Here is a 13,875-nt window from a genome sequence, read left to right on the forward strand (position 1 = left end):
AGAATTAGGTCGTCCTCATACCCAAGTTGTCACTTGAATTCTGTTCAAATGAGCAGAGTGTTGTCTTTTAAATCTTTGTGCAACAAAGCCAATCAGAGTTATGAAGTTGAGACTTAATTAATGAACCTGATATGGGTCAGGAGTCAAAATAAATGCAAACAGTAAAGTTCTGATTTTAAGACCTGCCAAGTGTTGATCTTTAAAAGGACCTGAAGACAGTTTAGTCATCTACAGCAGACCAATATCATTTCAGACCATACAGCAAAATAAAATATTAGGCAGTTGACGAAATGGAACATGCCAGCTATTCACGCTGAAAGTGAGAAATACTGCCGGCCATTTGGTAGAGCTATCATTTTGTACACAGCAGCTTTGCTCTATAAGCCAATGATCAGAGTTTTTGAAACCTTGGCTTTAGCAGAATCTGGAGGAGGTATTAAATTCTTTCAGACCAGAATAAAGTCTCTGTCGAGCCGATTATTTTTATTTAAAGTACACGCCAAATCTTGTTTTCATCTTTTAAAGCAACAGTAAAATTAAAATCATCGTCCTTACTCACCAGCAGGCTGGTAGGAGTCTGCATCAGGACTTTCAGAACTGTACCTGTTTCAAATACCAAAGGAGGACAGTTTTCTTTTTCCAGTTTTACAGGCTTCAGCAGTTCGATGACTGATTTTTCCATTTTTTATCTCCCCGCGGTCAATGAATTTTTATAGGCCTAATCATAACATGTTTTGTGAAAATTCAACTGTTTCTATAAAAAATGAGAACTTTATCAATTATTTCATGATTAATTTCAGTAGATTAAAAAAACATATGCTACATAGAAAAGATAAAAATAGTATCTTGGTAATTTTCCATTCGATAAAAATTCTTTATTTTAACCCTTAAAATTATGAGAGCCAAAGATGCCCCAAAACTAAAGATAAAATTGAATGACTGAAGTGAAGAAGAGGGGAGGCGGCTATAGTATGATGGCTTATTCATGGAGAGTGACTGGGTTTTCTGTCTCGTCTAGCTCAGCATATATTTTGTCGCCCAGCTCGACCAAGTGCCAACACCCCCCTGTATTTAGAATAAATTTAATCTAAAAGAATAAATTATATTTAAGGCATCAATGTTTTATATTCATCTGTTGTTTTTTGCATTAAATTGAAAAATAATGCTGTCGCAGGTTCTCAGGCTAAAAATAAGAATACACTGTGCTTCATTTCTGAACCAGAGATAAAAGGAGAGTTATACCTCTATGTTCAAGTCATTTTTTCCGCAACCGGTCTGGTTTTTCAGCAGTCTGGTCTTGTGGTTTCTAATCAATCTCGGCCTTTGGCATAGCGGTGGTTCAGGCTGGGGTGTTTATCTCGGCTTGGCACAAGGGTATCAGGATGCAACTCTTCCTATTGGAATTAACCGCTTCTGGACCCCGAAATTTATCTGGTTTTATCTATGGTTCTTTGTCGCTACCACTTTGTTTGCTTTGTTTTGGCGGTTTAAAGCCCATCACCCATGGCAGCGCTGGTCCGTCTGGGGATCAGCTTTTATCCTGTTTAATATCTGGTTTGGCGTACAGGTCAATGTGGTGCTGAACGAATGGTACAATCCGTTTTATAACCAGATTCAGAATATGCTCAGTCAAGGTGGAGGGGATGTAAAGTTTCTTTACCAGGAGGCATTGACCTTTATTTATATTGCCATGATTTATGTCACGCTGGCAGTCTTTAACCTGTTTTTTGTCAGCCATTATGTATTCCGCTGGCGTACTGCAATGAATGATTATTACACTGCACACTGGGAAAAACTGCGTCATATTGAAGGGGCATCACAGCGTATTCAGGAAGATACCATGCGTTTTGCCAAGACCACCGAGCAGCTTAGTGTTTCCCTGATTGAATCCCTTATGTTATTAATGGCTTTTTTGCCTGTTTTGTACCAACTGTCCTCGCATGTAAAAGTTTTGCCTTTTGTCGGGGAGATTCAACATAGTTTGGTGTGGGCATCAATTGGTTGGGCGGCACTGGGAACGGTGATCTTGATAATCGTTGGCATGAAGCTGCCAGGACTGGAATTTAATAACCAGAAAGTAGAAGCTGCCTATCGAAAAGAGCTGGTTTACGGCGAAGATTATGAAGATCGTGCCCATCCTTTGACCTTGCAGGAACTTTTTAGCCGGGTACGCTGGAACTATTTCCGTTTATATTTCCATTATGCCTATTTCAATATGGTGCGGATCTGGTATTTGCAGCTCGATAATATTTACGGACTATTTATTCTGTTCCCAAGTATTGCTGCGGGCACGATTACGCTGGGCTTAATGATGCAAATCATGAACGTTTTTGGCAAAGTTCGCGAGTCTTTTCAATACCTGATTATGTCTTGGCCGACGATTATTGAACTCTTGTCGATCTATAAACGTTTGAAAGCGTTTGAATCCCATATTAAATAAATGAGATTTAAAATATTTAATTTTAAGGCCAAACCTTCAAAGTTTGGCCTTTTTTTGTTTTTCAGGGAAAGCGAGAAAATGAGCCAACAAATTCACTGCTCTATGTGCCGCTCAATGGTCGCAACCTCTCAGTGTCAGGATATTTAACCGTTTTTTCTTATCTAGTGTCTGAGAGATCAGTATGACTGCTGTTTTAATTTACATACTGGGTGTATATAAAAATATATTTTACATATTTGAAATGATTCAATTTTCTAATCTCATCTAGAGGATATAGAAGAAGTGAATCAATGTTTAGGGAGGCAATAAAGTAATAAAAAGATCTTGAGTATATTTAGAATGGATAACCGAACAACTCGTTTCTTCGGCTTTTAGGTGAGCAGGTTGTGGTTAAAATTTAAATATAGTGATTTGTCCAATTGATGAACCATTAAAATGTTAACAAAATCCATTTTTATAAAACAAAGGTTGTCATATTTAACACCTTTGGTGATGATCTGTGCGAATGTTTACTTTAATTCCGATATTTATCAATATCTTGTGATTGTCGTTTTTTTGTATTTGCTATATGTTATAGCTTAATCCGGGTTGAGATGTTTGCTGTGCAATTAAAATTCATCATTCTAACAATAAGTACAATAATTTTAGCGGGCTGTAATAGTATGATGCCCTCAAAACCCAAGGCTTTGCACCCTTTTGTTAGCCCTCAAGAAGTGATTGTCAAAAGAAATTTAAACTTAGAAAATGGTCAGGCAAAAGAGTATGTCTATGTATGGGACGCAGCCCGACAGCACCTGGAACCGCAATCTTTATATCCCCGTACCGTCCTCAGCCAGTATTGTCATGAACAGGGCGGGAAGTTTTCCCTGTTACATCGAAGCCGCCTAAGTCTGGTCAAAGAGAATGCCCAAAGAAGCAGTCTAAATAAAAATCGTTATGTCACCCAAGGGATTGGTGCCTATCAGTGCCATTTGTCGAGCCAGGCACAAAAAAACTGGATTGTATCGATTGAACCTGTTTCCGAGCGCCAGCAGGATAAGAAGGGCACGCGGGCAGTACGTTTATTGACACAGATGTTCACGTTGAATGAAGCGCATAATTTTTATCAGGCTCATAAGACCGCCTCTAAAGTCAGGAAACCGGGCAATGATAAAGCAGAAGCTAAAACTACTGTGAAAGAGGTCGAGAAAGCTGATCTTGATAAAAAAGAAACAGATAAACAAGCAAGTAAAGTATCTCCAGAACAGCCTGCAGTTGTAACGCGCCGTAAAGTGGAAACGCCACAACAGCAGCAGATGAAGCTCTATGTGGTAGCCCGTCGTGATATTAATAGCGGTAAAAATCTGAACAATGCCTGTAATAATGCGCAGCGTGCTTATAATTATGGCAAGTTACAAGGAACAGAAGGCACCCGGGTATATACCGAGTCGGGAATGCTGGTGGCGCGCTGCCTGAATGGTATTCCTGCTTATGCGAATCGCTTCCCGAACTCTAAAGCTCAGGCCAAGCGAGTGTTGCAAAACTTAGCGACTCACTATAATCATAGTGGTGCGAAGAATATGCTGAAGCAAATCAATTAGATGTTTTTCTTGATCAATGAGGTTTAAGCAGTTGCAATTATGATAGGAAAGATTCTAAACCCGCTTAGAGTCCAGCAAGTTTAGAATCTTTAGCATAAAGCATTAAAGGCGAATGGTGGCGCCTAAAGCTTTGATAAATTGTGCCATCCACGCCGGGTGAGCAGGCCATGCAGGCGCAGTAACCAGATGACCGTCGGTAACCGCTTCAGTAACAGCAATGTCGGCATATTGACCGCCAGCCAATTTGACTTCAGCAGCGCAAGCAGGATAAGCAGAACAGACACGGCCTTTTAATACATCTGCAGCGGCTAAAAGCTGCGCGCCATGACACACCGCAGCAATCGGTTTTTGTGCTGCATCAAATTGACGCACAATCTCGACCACACGATCATTCATACGCAAGTATTCAGGCGCACGTCCACCAGGAATGACCAGTCCCACATACTCCTGTGAATTTACCGTATTAAAATCATAGTTAATGGCAAAGTTATGACCGCGTTTTTCGCTATAAGTTTGCTCGCCTTCAAAGTCATGAATGGCTGTTGCAATGCTATCTCCCGCTTTTTTGTAAGGACACACTGCATGCACGGTATAGCCTAGGCCGCTCAGAAACTGAAATGGCACCATAGTTTCATAATCTTCGGCATAGTCGCCAACCAGCATCAGAATTTGCTTAGACATGTTTTTCCCCTCGAAAAGTATACTTTTACTGTTTTAGCGAACCTTAGCATAAGTAGGTGACAGTGATAAGAAAATGGAAACCTTCTTTGGTCGAATAAAAATAGTTTTTAAAATCATGGAATTTTGAGCTAAGTAAAAGAATAATATTTATTTTTACAGATAGGTAACAGGTGAGCAGAGGCGGTCTGTGATACAAAGAATTCATTGTTAATAGGAGTTTGCCTGATGTCTCGTAGTGTATTCATTGCTGTTCGCCACACATTTTCCCGTATGGGCTGTGCTGCTGTAATGGCGCTTGCTTTATGCGGTGCAACTCAACTTGCATCGGCCGGGCCAACGGTGGATCAGTTGAGTGATTGTCTGGTGAAATCGACCACAACAACGGATAAGACGATGGTGTTGCAATGGACCTTTGTGGCCTTGGGTAATCATCCTGACTTAAAGGCCTTTAGCAATGTAACTGCAACTCAAAAGGAAACACTGGATAGAAATCTGGCGACGGTGTTGCAGCGCATTTTAGTTGAACAATGTTCGGCACAGACCAAAGCAGTGATTCAGGCAGAAGGCTTGCCAGCTGTTGGTAATAGTTTTCAGGAGCTGGGCAGTATTACGGGGGAAGAAATTCTAAAAACTCCAGCAGTGAAAGAGCAGCTCAAGGGCGTGGTGCGATATATTGATTTAAATAAATTAGTGGTGACGTTTTTGACACCGGATGTGTGGAATAAGTTAGGGGTGATTCGAGAGGAATAAGTGGTTTTTGAGTTTATTTGAAGATAGCGATGATGATTTTAATCAGCCAGTAAATGGGGGAGAAGATCACTTCAGCTCCATAGGAAAATCTATCCGCGTTGTTTTCTACGGGGTTCAGGTTTTATTTCAGAGAGCCATTTACAGTTTTTAGGAACAATGAGCAAAAAGACAATAACAACTGCGAATATGTCAATTACTACTTGAATGATGATAAGTAAGAGTTCGGTTGTCATTTTTGTTTTTCTTAAGTGTTTTTGATTTTATAGCATAAATAGTAATCCTCGCTAATGTGTTTCTTTTTTAAAAATACCTCTCTCCCTAACCCTCACTTGCGCTTTGTTTTAAAAGCAGTGCTTTAAAACTCGCTCAGGAGAGGGAACGTCCATTACAAAATATATGGCGGTATTCAATTCGTAATGAAAGCTCCTTCTCCCACTGGGATGAGAAGCACTGCTTCGCAAGGAGGATGAGGGTTCTAGCCACACATGAAAAAGGACTTTAACAGTTGAATGCATCCCGAGTCTTCGAGTCTTCGAGTTTGGTGATTGAGGATACTTTTTTGATGGCTATAATTTTGAAATATTAAGTTACAATACAGACTATTGAAATACAAAAAATAATCATAATTTAGTATAAATACAACAAAATTATAGGACTTTATAACAATGTCACACCGTTTATTCATTAGCCATTCTTGGAAATATAGTGAAAAGTACTGTCGAGCTGTCAAATTTCTGAATGATGATCCCGATTTTGAGTGGACTAACAGTTCTGTACCTGAGGATAAGGCATTTATCGGTATGACTAATGCCCAATTAAAGGAGCAGATTACAAAACAAATAGCGTATGCCCAATGTGTCGTAATTCTAGCAGGCATGTATACTAATCATAGTGATTGGATTGGTTACGAAATTGATGAGGCACTTCGCATGAAGAAGCCAATAGTTGCAATTATTCCTTGGGGAGCAGAAAGAACTCCTTTAAGAGTAACCCTAGCTGCTAATGAAGTAGTTGGTTGGAATAGCAAAAGTATTACTTCAGCGATTAGAAAGTTAGTTGCTCAAGGGAAATTCGTATGAAATTGGATTTCCCAGGACTTTACAAATGTGCAAGTGATGTTTCTCAAAAAGCTCAAGATAAATACCTAAATTTGATTAGAGTTGAATACTTTTTTCTTTTCATTACAGCAATAACTGCTTTGATGAAATTTGAGGTTATATATTTCATTTGGACATTTGTGCTTGTCTGCGCATTACTATTTAGTCAGCTTTACCGACACTTTATAAAACCTGAACAAACTTGGTATCGAGCAAGAGCTTTAGCTGAATCTGTAAAGACAATTACTTGGCGTTATGTAATGGGTAGCTCACCATTTAATGATAAGTCTATAAAAAATGACGAAAAAATTTCTACGCAAGAGTTTCTAAATAGATTAGAGGAAATAAAAGAAGTTAATGATTTTGCTTCGATTGCACCTATTGCAGAAACAGACTTAGTTCACAGCAGTGCAATTACTGATTCCATGAAAGCTATCAGATTGTATAATTTGGAGGAGAAAAAAGAATTTTATTTAAAGTATAGGATTCAAGACCAAAAATTGTGGTATGCAAAGAAAGCAAGTTTTAATAAAAAAGCTAATAGAAATTGGATGATTACTATAGTTGGGTTAATAGTTTTATATTTGATTTCAATGATATTAATTGCTTCTAAATATATATTGAGTACTGATTGGTATAGTAATGTTGAACCAATTTTAGTATTAATTACTGCTTTAATAGGTTGGGTTCAAATTAAAAAGCATGGAGAGTTAGCTAGTTCATATATTTTAACAGCGCATGAAATTCAGAAACTAGCTGAAGAATTCTCATTATTAGGTTATGACCCAGATGAATTCGAACGCTTTGTAGATTCTGCTGAGCAAGCCTTTTCTAGAGAACATACCCAATGGGTTGCTCGGAAAAAGTTTTAATAAAAAACCCGCTCTAAAGCGGGTTTTTTATTAAAGAAAGATCAGATCAACCAATCAATTTCTTCATCAACTCATTCACTTGAGCAGGGTTAGCCTTACCACGTGACGCTTTCATCACTTGACCAACCAGGCCATTGAACGCTTTCTCTTTACCAGATTTATACTCATCAACCATCTTCTCGTTGGCAGCAAGCACTTCTTTAATAATTGCTTCAATCGCGCCTGTATCAGTTTCCTGTTTCAAGCCTTTCTCAGCAATAATCTCGTCCGCAGTTTTGCCTTCGTCCCACATAAAACCGAACACTTGTTTCGCGATCTTACCGCTAATGGTGTTGTCTACAATACGCGCGATCATACCGCCAAGTTTTTCCGCAGATACAGGAGAATCGGCTAAATCTAAGCCTGCTTTGTTGAGTGCCCCTGAGAATTCGCCCATGACCCAGTTTGCCGCAATCTTACCTTGTGCAGCGTCACCAGCAGCTTTAACCACGTCTTCGTAGAACTCTGACATTTCACGCGTTAGTGTAAGCACATGAGCATCGTACTCAGTCACACCAAAGTCCGCCACGAAACGCGCACGACGTGCCGCAGGAAGCTCTGGCAACGCAGCACGTGCCGCTTCAATTTGCTCGTCTGCAATGATCACAGGCAACAAGTCTGGGTCAGGGAAGTAGCGGTAATCGTTCGCTTCTTCTTTCGAGCGCATAGAACGGGTTTCCATCTTCACCGGGTCAAACAGACGCGTTTCCTGATCAATGGTGCCGTCCCATTCCAGAATTTCCATCTGACGCTCAATTTCAACATTAATCGCTTGCTCAATGAAACGGAATGAATTCAGGTTTTTCAATTCACAACGTGTACCGAACGGTTGACCCGGACGGCGTAACGACACATTACAGTCGGCACGGAACGAGCCTTCCGCCATATTACCGTCAGAAATACCTAACCAGCGTACCAGTGTATGAATGGCTTTAATATAAGCCACTGCTTCTTCGACCGAACGCATATCCGGTTCAGATACGATTTCAAGCAGCGGTGTACCTGCACGGTTTAAATCGATACCAGACATGCCTTCAAACTGGTCATGAATCGATTTACCTGCATCTTCCTCTAAATGCGCACGTGTTACGCCAATGCGTTTAACTGTGCCATCGTCCAGCTGGATATCGATATGACCGAGGCCCACAATCGGGTTGTCCATCTGGCTGATCTGGTAGCCTTTAGGCGAATCTGGGTAAAAGTAGTTTTTACGTGCAAATACAGAAGCCTGGTCGATATAAGCATCAATTCCCAAACCAAAGCGAATGGCAAGATCAACCACTTCCTTGTTCAATACCGGTAGTACGCCCGGCATAGCAAGGTCCACCAAACTGGCTTGAGTATTTGGATCTTGACCGAATTCAGTGGAAGAACCCGAGAAGATTTTAGATTTGGTCGCCAGTTGGGTATGGATTTCGATCCCAATGACAACTTCCCAACCATCAATTAAATTTGACTTTGGTTTTTTTTGAGCTTGAGCCATTATGCGTTCTCCTCAGCAATTGCCGCGCGTTTGGTATGCCAGTCTGTGGCTTGCTGGTACTGATGGACCACAGACAACAATTGAGATTCTGACCAGTAGTTACCAATTAGTTGTAAGCCAACTGGCAAGTGGTCTTGGTCAAAACCAACAGGCGCGTTAATCGCAGGAAGACCTGCCAGGTTCACTGCGAGGGTATAGATATCACCCAAATACATTTCCGTTGGGCTTAGATTAGCACCAATCTTATAAGCTGTAGTTGGTGCAGATGGTGCAGCAATCACATCTACATTTTCAAAGGCTTTTAAGAAGTCTTGCTGGATCAGGCGACGGACTTTTTGCGCTTTTACATAGTACGCATCGTAATAGCCTGCCGACAGAGCATAGGTCCCGATCAGAATACGGCGTTGTACTTCAGCACCAAAACCTTCAGAGCGTGAGCGTTTGTACAAGTCCATCAAGTCCACAGGATTCTCTGCACGGTAGCCATAACGCACGCCGTCATAGCGGGACAGGTTAGACGATGCTTCTGCAGGTGCGATCAGGTAGTAGGTCGGTACATAGCTTTCAGTCATGTTGAGATCAATCTTAACCAGAATGGCGCCCATGTCTTCCAGTTTTTTCAGGGATTCTTCAACACGTGCTTTCACATCGGCAGCCAAACCTTCAACATTGAAGTACTGCTTTGGAATACCAATGCGTAAACCTTTGACTGATGTGCCATTGAGGTTTGCCACATAATCATCTACTTCTTTATTGATTGAAGTAGAGTCTTTAGCATCATGACCGGCCATCACGTTCATCAGATAAGCACAGTCTTCAGCCGAACGTGCTATTGGGCCGCCTTGATCCAGTGATGATGCGTACGCGATCATACCGAAACGCGATACCCGGCCATAAGTCGGTTTCAGACCGGTCAGACCACAGAAAGAGGCGGGCTGACGGATTGAACCACCTGTATCAGTACCGGTTGCGATGGGTGCCAGATCAGCCGCTACAACCGCAGCAGAACCACCTGAAGAACCACCTGGAACATGATCTAAAGCCCAAGGGTTTTTGGTCGCGCCAAAGTAAGATGACTCGGAAGTTGAACCCATGGCAAACTCGTCCATGTTCACTTTACCAAGCGTCACCAGGCCCGCAGCTTTAGCTTTCGCTACAACGGTTGCGTCGTAAGGAGAGATAAAATTGTCCAGCATTTTAGAACCGGCAGTGGTTTTAATGCCTTGGGTACAGAAAATATCTTTGTGTGCAATCGGAATCCCAGTCAGTGCGGTTGCATTTCCGGCTTTAATGGCCGCATCTGCGGCATCGGCTTGCACCAGGGCTTGTTCAGCAGTGACAGTCACATAAGACTTCACCTGAGCATCAATCTTTTCAATGCGCTTTAAATAATGTGCAGTTAATTCGCGGGATGAAAACTGGGCATTGGCCAGGCCTTCACTAAGTTCACGAATGGATAAGCGATGTAAATCTGTCATGAGAAATAATTCTTTACGTTTAATTTAATAAAAAGAATGAACTGGGTAGTAATTACTCAATCACACGCGGGACGAGATATAAGCCGTCCTGTACTGCAGGGGCAATGGCCTGGTACTGCTCGCGATGATTGCTTTCCGACACGACATCTTCACGTAATGGCTGCGGGTGGTCGAAAGGGCTTTTTAGCGGCTCAACACCGTCTGTATCGATGCCTTTCAGGGTTTCCATCATGCCTAAAATTTTATTTAAACTTTGAGCATATTCAGCAGATTGCGTATCATTGAGAGATAACCTTGCGAGGTGGGCAATAGCTGAAACTGTTTCTGCATTTAAATCTGCAGAAGACTGTGCATCCGATGTAGACATAATATTACCTAATCAGTATTAAAAAATTCAAATTATCATGCGTTATGATAAGCGATTGACTTGTCCAAATCATCACATTTAGTTAAAGTGGCCACCTTGCGTCCATATAAAGTTTAACTGAGAACGTCCCCGTGATTCTAAAACGACTAATAGGCTTGTTTTCGCCAGATCTCGCTATTGATTTAGGTACTGCAAATACACTTATTTATGCGCCAGGACGAGGCATTATATTAAATGAACCGACGGTTGTAGCCATCCGTCATAGCGGTTCACATAAAATTGTTGCTGCTGTAGGTCTTGACGCGAAACAAATGCTCGGTCGTACGCCTGCAAATATCTCTGCAATTCGTCCGATGAAAGATGGTGTAATTGCAGATTTTGAAGTGACCGAAACCATGTTAAATCAGTTCATTGGTAAGGTACACGAAAAACGTTTATTTCCGCCAGCACCGCGTGTCGTGGTCTGTGTGCCATGTAAATCGACTCTGGTTGAGCGCCGGGCGATCCGCGAAGCTGTATATAATGCCGGTGCGCGTGAAGTCCGTCTGATTGAAGAACCGATGGCAGCAGCAATTGGTGCAGGCATGCCGGTAGAGCAGGCCTGTGGCTCCATGGTGGTTGATGTTGGGGGTGGTACGACTGAAATCGCAATCATCTCGCTACAAGGCTGTGTCTATGCAGATTCGCTGCGTATCGGCGGTGATGTATTCGATGAGCAGATCATCAACTATGTGCGTAAGGCACATGGCTGCGTGATTGGTGAAACCACAGCTGAAGTGATCAAGAAAGAAGTGGGTATGGCATTGCCAGATGAAGGTGAAAAGCCACTGGAAATTGAAGTCCGCGGCCGTAACCTCGCAGAAGGTGTGCCACGTGCGATTGTGGTGAATTCGGATGAAGTCACTCAGGCCATTTCTGATCCCCTACAAAATATTGTCTCAGCAGTCAAATCTGCGCTTGAACAAACTCCGCCAGAACTGTCTTCGGACATTGCTGAACGCGGTATTGTGTTAACAGGCGGTGGCGCATTGCTCCGTAACCTTGACAAGCTGTTAGCCAAGGAAACCGGCCTGCCTGTAGTGGTTGCTGAAGATCCACTGTCATGCGTGACCCGTGGTGGTGGCAAGGTACTCGAGTTCTTCGATAATCCAAATCACGACATGTTATTTGTAGGCTAAGACAAGGATTCGGCGGGTGCAAGCACATCTGTTTTCTCGACAACCGCCATCTTTTCGCTCTTTTATCATTGCATTGGTCACCTGTCTGGTAGTGCTGTTCTTTGACTGGCGCATGCCACATGTGGTCCAACCTGCACGGGATGTCTTGTACGCGGCTTATAATCCGATTTATGCCGTGGCCAGCTATCCGGTACTATCGCGAGAATGGCTGAATCAACAAACCAAATCTGAAGCACAACTGCGTCGTGAAAATACCGCGATGCAGGCTGAGCTGTTGCAGGCCCAAGTCCGACTGCAAAAAATTGCCGAGCTTTCTGCCGAAAATACCCGTTTACGTGGTCTGCTGGATACACCGCTGATTATTGATGGACGCATGGAAATTGCCGAGGTGATTGGCACAGATGCCGACCCCCTGCGGCATATTATCGTGATCAACCGTGGTTCCAGAAATGACCTGAAAGTAGGGCAGACCGTATTGGATGATAAAGGCATCATGGGGCAGATTATCAGTGTCTATCCACATAGTAGCCGGGTAATGTTGCTGTCTGATAAAGAGCATTCGCTGTCCGTACGTCTGGAACGTACTGGCATGCGTGCGATTGTATCCGGTACGGGCGATCTGGGACGTTTAAAGATGGAATATGTACCGACCAGTGCCAACATCAAGGTTGGAGAAAAAGTATATAGCTCCGGGTTGGGCCAGCATTTTCCGGCCGGTTATCTGGTGGGGACGGTGGCTAAAGTCCAACGGCATAATTCAGGCGAGTTTGCCCAAATTGACATGATTCCGGCAGCGCAGCTTGCGGGCGGGCATCATGTGGTGGTGTTATTCTCCGACTCACTGGCGATGGAGCAGCCGCATGTCAATCGCTAAGATGAAATCAAGAACACAGCGTGATCCTTTTCTGGCAATTGTAATATCGGTAATCCTCGCTTCGATCTTGATGGTTTATCCCTTGTCCTATACCTTGTCGGGCTGGCGTCCGCTGTTTATGCTGATGGTGATGCTGTTCTGGGTATTGTGTCAGCCCACCTGGTGCGGGATCTGGTTTGCTTTTGCGACCGGTATTTTTGCGGACTTGTTGCTGGATGCTCCTTTGGGGCTTAATGCACTCAGTTTTATACTTATCGCTTTTCTGGCACGTTTCCTGACCCGTGAACGCCGTATTTTGACCTTTTCCAATTTGTGGATCATCACTGCAATTGCCATTGTGGCCCATCTGATGCTGATCTTTTTTGCCCAGATTTTAGCCAGCGTACAGTTTTCCTTTGCCCGGCACTGGATTCCAGTGCTGACCAGTATTCTGGTCTGGCCTGTCCTTTACTATATGTTGAAGAAATGGCGCATATAATTCTTGCTTCTAGCTCGCCGCGACGTCGCGAGTTGTTACAGCAACTTGGGCTGAGCTTTGATATTTATAGTCCGGATATCGACGAATCTGTGCATGCAGGCGAGTCCGTCGCAATCTATGTGGAACGTCTGGCACGGGCCAAGGCTGATGCCGTGGCGGAGCGTTTTCCAGAAGCAATTATCATCGCTGCAGATACCAGTTTAGGCGTCGATGATGAAATTTTGGGTAAACCTGCATCAAAACAGCATGCGATTGAAATGTGGACAAAAATCTCAGGGCGGTGGCATGATGTTTACACTGGGGTGTGTGTGCGTACAAAAGATGAAAAATACAGTATAGTCGTCAGAACCCAGGTTGAATTTCAGATACTGAGTGTCCAGGATATGGAAAGTTATTGGGCAAGCGGTGAGCCGGTAGGAAAAGCAGGTGCTTATGCAATTCAGGGCATTGCCGCACGCTATATTCCAGGCATTCAGGGCAGTTATTCCAATGTGGTGGGATTGCCCCTTTATGAAACAGTACAGTTACTACAGAGAGTTAAGGCACTAAATTAACTAC

The 13,875-nt window shown here is 42.9% G+C and carries 14 protein-coding genes; 9 read left to right on the forward strand and 5 right to left on the reverse strand.

Annotation, left to right across the window (positions count from 1 at the left end; genetic code table 11):
- Positions 1 to 487: 487 nt before the first annotated feature.
- Positions 488 to 682, reverse strand: a complete 195-nt coding sequence (locus tag NI461_RS04495; protein ID WP_253156668.1) for a hypothetical protein — start codon at positions 680 to 682, stop codon at positions 488 to 490.
- 564 nt (positions 683 to 1,246) lie between these two features.
- Between NI461_RS04495 and sbmA the strand changes: the two genes are divergently transcribed.
- Positions 1,247 to 2,440 (forward strand): peptide antibiotic transporter SbmA, encoded by a 1,194-nt coding sequence (gene sbmA, locus NI461_RS04500; RefSeq protein ID WP_253151043.1) that lies wholly within the window; start codon positions 1,247 to 1,249, stop codon positions 2,438 to 2,440.
- A gap of 662 nt (positions 2,441 to 3,102) precedes the next feature.
- Entirely contained in the window at positions 3,103 to 4,020 is a 918-nt protein-coding gene (locus NI461_RS04505) for a hypothetical protein (protein ID WP_253151045.1), read from the forward strand.
- 102 nt (positions 4,021 to 4,122) lie between these two features.
- Here NI461_RS04505 and NI461_RS04510 read toward each other — a convergent pair whose 3' ends face one another.
- A complete protein-coding gene (locus NI461_RS04510; RefSeq protein WP_253151047.1) occupies positions 4,123 to 4,701 on the reverse strand; it encodes a DJ-1/PfpI family protein in 579 nt (192 codons plus the stop codon).
- Between the two features lie 225 nt (positions 4,702 to 4,926).
- On the opposite strand from NI461_RS04510, the gene NI461_RS04515 reads away from it, so the two are divergent.
- From NI461_RS04515 to NI461_RS04525, 3 genes are all read left to right on the forward strand, one after another.
- Positions 4,927 to 5,451 (forward strand): hypothetical protein, encoded by a 525-nt coding sequence (locus NI461_RS04515; protein WP_253151049.1) that lies wholly within the window; start codon positions 4,927 to 4,929, stop codon positions 5,449 to 5,451.
- Between the two features lie 665 nt (positions 5,452 to 6,116).
- Entirely contained in the window at positions 6,117 to 6,530 is a 414-nt protein-coding gene (locus tag NI461_RS04520; RefSeq protein WP_253151051.1) for a TIR domain-containing protein, read from the forward strand.
- The gene (locus NI461_RS04525) at positions 6,527 to 7,420 is read left to right on the forward strand and encodes a DUF4231 domain-containing protein (protein ID WP_253151053.1); all 894 of its coding nucleotides are present in this window, start codon (positions 6,527 to 6,529) and stop codon (positions 7,418 to 7,420) included. The genes NI461_RS04520 and NI461_RS04525 overlap by 4 nt, the downstream gene beginning before the upstream one ends.
- Positions 7,421 to 7,466: 46 nt before the next feature.
- On the opposite strand, the gene gatB is transcribed toward NI461_RS04525, so the two are convergent.
- The 3 genes from gatB to gatC are packed head-to-tail and all read right to left on the reverse strand — an operon-like array spanning position 7,467 to position 10,787.
- Positions 7,467 to 8,942 carry an Asp-tRNA(Asn)/Glu-tRNA(Gln) amidotransferase subunit GatB gene (gene gatB / locus NI461_RS04530; protein ID WP_253151055.1) on the reverse strand — a complete coding sequence of 492 codons (1,476 nt, stop codon included), beginning with the start codon at positions 8,940 to 8,942 and terminating at the stop codon, positions 7,467 to 7,469.
- Positions 8,942 to 10,420, reverse strand: coding sequence for an Asp-tRNA(Asn)/Glu-tRNA(Gln) amidotransferase subunit GatA (gatA, locus tag NI461_RS04535; RefSeq protein WP_253151057.1), 1,479 nt, complete (start codon positions 10,418 to 10,420; stop codon positions 8,942 to 8,944). The genes gatB and gatA overlap by 1 nt, the downstream gene beginning before the upstream one ends.
- Before the next feature lie 52 nt (positions 10,421 to 10,472).
- Complete coding sequence (gene gatC, locus NI461_RS04540; protein WP_151205525.1) at positions 10,473 to 10,787, reverse strand: Asp-tRNA(Asn)/Glu-tRNA(Gln) amidotransferase subunit GatC; 315 nt, start codon at positions 10,785 to 10,787, stop codon at positions 10,473 to 10,475.
- A gap of 131 nt (positions 10,788 to 10,918) precedes the next feature.
- On the opposite strand from gatC, the gene NI461_RS04545 reads away from it, so the two are divergent.
- The 4 genes from NI461_RS04545 to NI461_RS04560 are packed head-to-tail and all read left to right on the forward strand — an operon-like array spanning position 10,919 to position 13,871.
- Entirely contained in the window at positions 10,919 to 11,965 is a 1,047-nt protein-coding gene (locus tag NI461_RS04545) for a rod shape-determining protein (RefSeq protein WP_151206476.1), read from the forward strand.
- Positions 11,966 to 11,981: 16 nt separating this feature from the next.
- The gene (gene mreC / locus NI461_RS04550) at positions 11,982 to 12,839 is read left to right on the forward strand and encodes a rod shape-determining protein MreC (RefSeq protein ID WP_151203039.1); all 858 of its coding nucleotides are present in this window, start codon (positions 11,982 to 11,984) and stop codon (positions 12,837 to 12,839) included.
- Positions 12,826 to 13,317, forward strand: a complete 492-nt coding sequence (gene mreD / locus NI461_RS04555; protein WP_151206474.1) for a rod shape-determining protein MreD — start codon at positions 12,826 to 12,828, stop codon at positions 13,315 to 13,317. Before mreC ends, mreD begins: the two co-directional genes overlap by 14 nt.
- Positions 13,305 to 13,871 carry a Maf-like protein gene (locus tag NI461_RS04560; RefSeq protein ID WP_253151059.1) on the forward strand — a complete coding sequence of 189 codons (567 nt, stop codon included), beginning with the start codon at positions 13,305 to 13,307 and terminating at the stop codon, positions 13,869 to 13,871. The genes mreD and NI461_RS04560 overlap by 13 nt, the downstream gene beginning before the upstream one ends.
- Positions 13,872 to 13,875 lie beyond the last annotated feature (4 nt).

Origin of the sequence: Acinetobacter sp. S4400-12 (assembly GCF_024129495.1) — a bacterium.
In the GTDB taxonomy this organism is placed as follows: domain Bacteria; phylum Pseudomonadota; class Gammaproteobacteria; order Pseudomonadales; family Moraxellaceae; genus Acinetobacter; species Acinetobacter lwoffii_C.

Bases quoted from the DNA above. Each gene is read 5' to 3' on its own strand.
- NI461_RS04495 (WP_253156668.1), bottom strand. From the start codon at position 682: ATGGAAAAATCAGTCATCGAACTGCTGAAGCCTGTAAAACTGGAAAAA.
- NI461_RS04510 (WP_253151047.1), bottom strand. From the start codon at position 4,701: ATGTCTAAGCAAATTCTGATGCTGGTTGGCGACTATGCCGAAGATTAT.
- NI461_RS04525 (WP_253151053.1), top strand. From the start codon at position 6,527: ATGAAATTGGATTTCCCAGGACTTTACAAATGTGCAAGTGATGTTTCT.
- gatC (WP_151205525.1), bottom strand. From the start codon at position 10,787: ATGTCTACATCGGATGCACAGTCTTCTGCAGATTTAAATGCAGAAACA.
- gatB (WP_253151055.1), bottom strand. From the start codon at position 8,942: ATGGCTCAAGCTCAAAAAAAACCAAAGTCAAATTTAATTGATGGTTGG.
- NI461_RS04515 (WP_253151049.1), top strand. From the start codon at position 4,927: ATGTCTCGTAGTGTATTCATTGCTGTTCGCCACACATTTTCCCGTATG.
- NI461_RS04560 (WP_253151059.1), top strand. From the start codon at position 13,305: ATGGCGCATATAATTCTTGCTTCTAGCTCGCCGCGACGTCGCGAGTTG.
- gatA (WP_253151057.1), bottom strand. From the start codon at position 10,420: ATGACAGATTTACATCGCTTATCCATTCGTGAACTTAGTGAAGGCCTG.
- NI461_RS04505 (WP_253151045.1), top strand. From the start codon at position 3,103: ATGATGCCCTCAAAACCCAAGGCTTTGCACCCTTTTGTTAGCCCTCAA.
- sbmA (WP_253151043.1), top strand. From the start codon at position 1,247: ATGTTCAAGTCATTTTTTCCGCAACCGGTCTGGTTTTTCAGCAGTCTG.
- mreD (WP_151206474.1), top strand. From the start codon at position 12,826: ATGTCAATCGCTAAGATGAAATCAAGAACACAGCGTGATCCTTTTCTG.
- NI461_RS04520 (WP_253151051.1), top strand. From the start codon at position 6,117: ATGTCACACCGTTTATTCATTAGCCATTCTTGGAAATATAGTGAAAAG.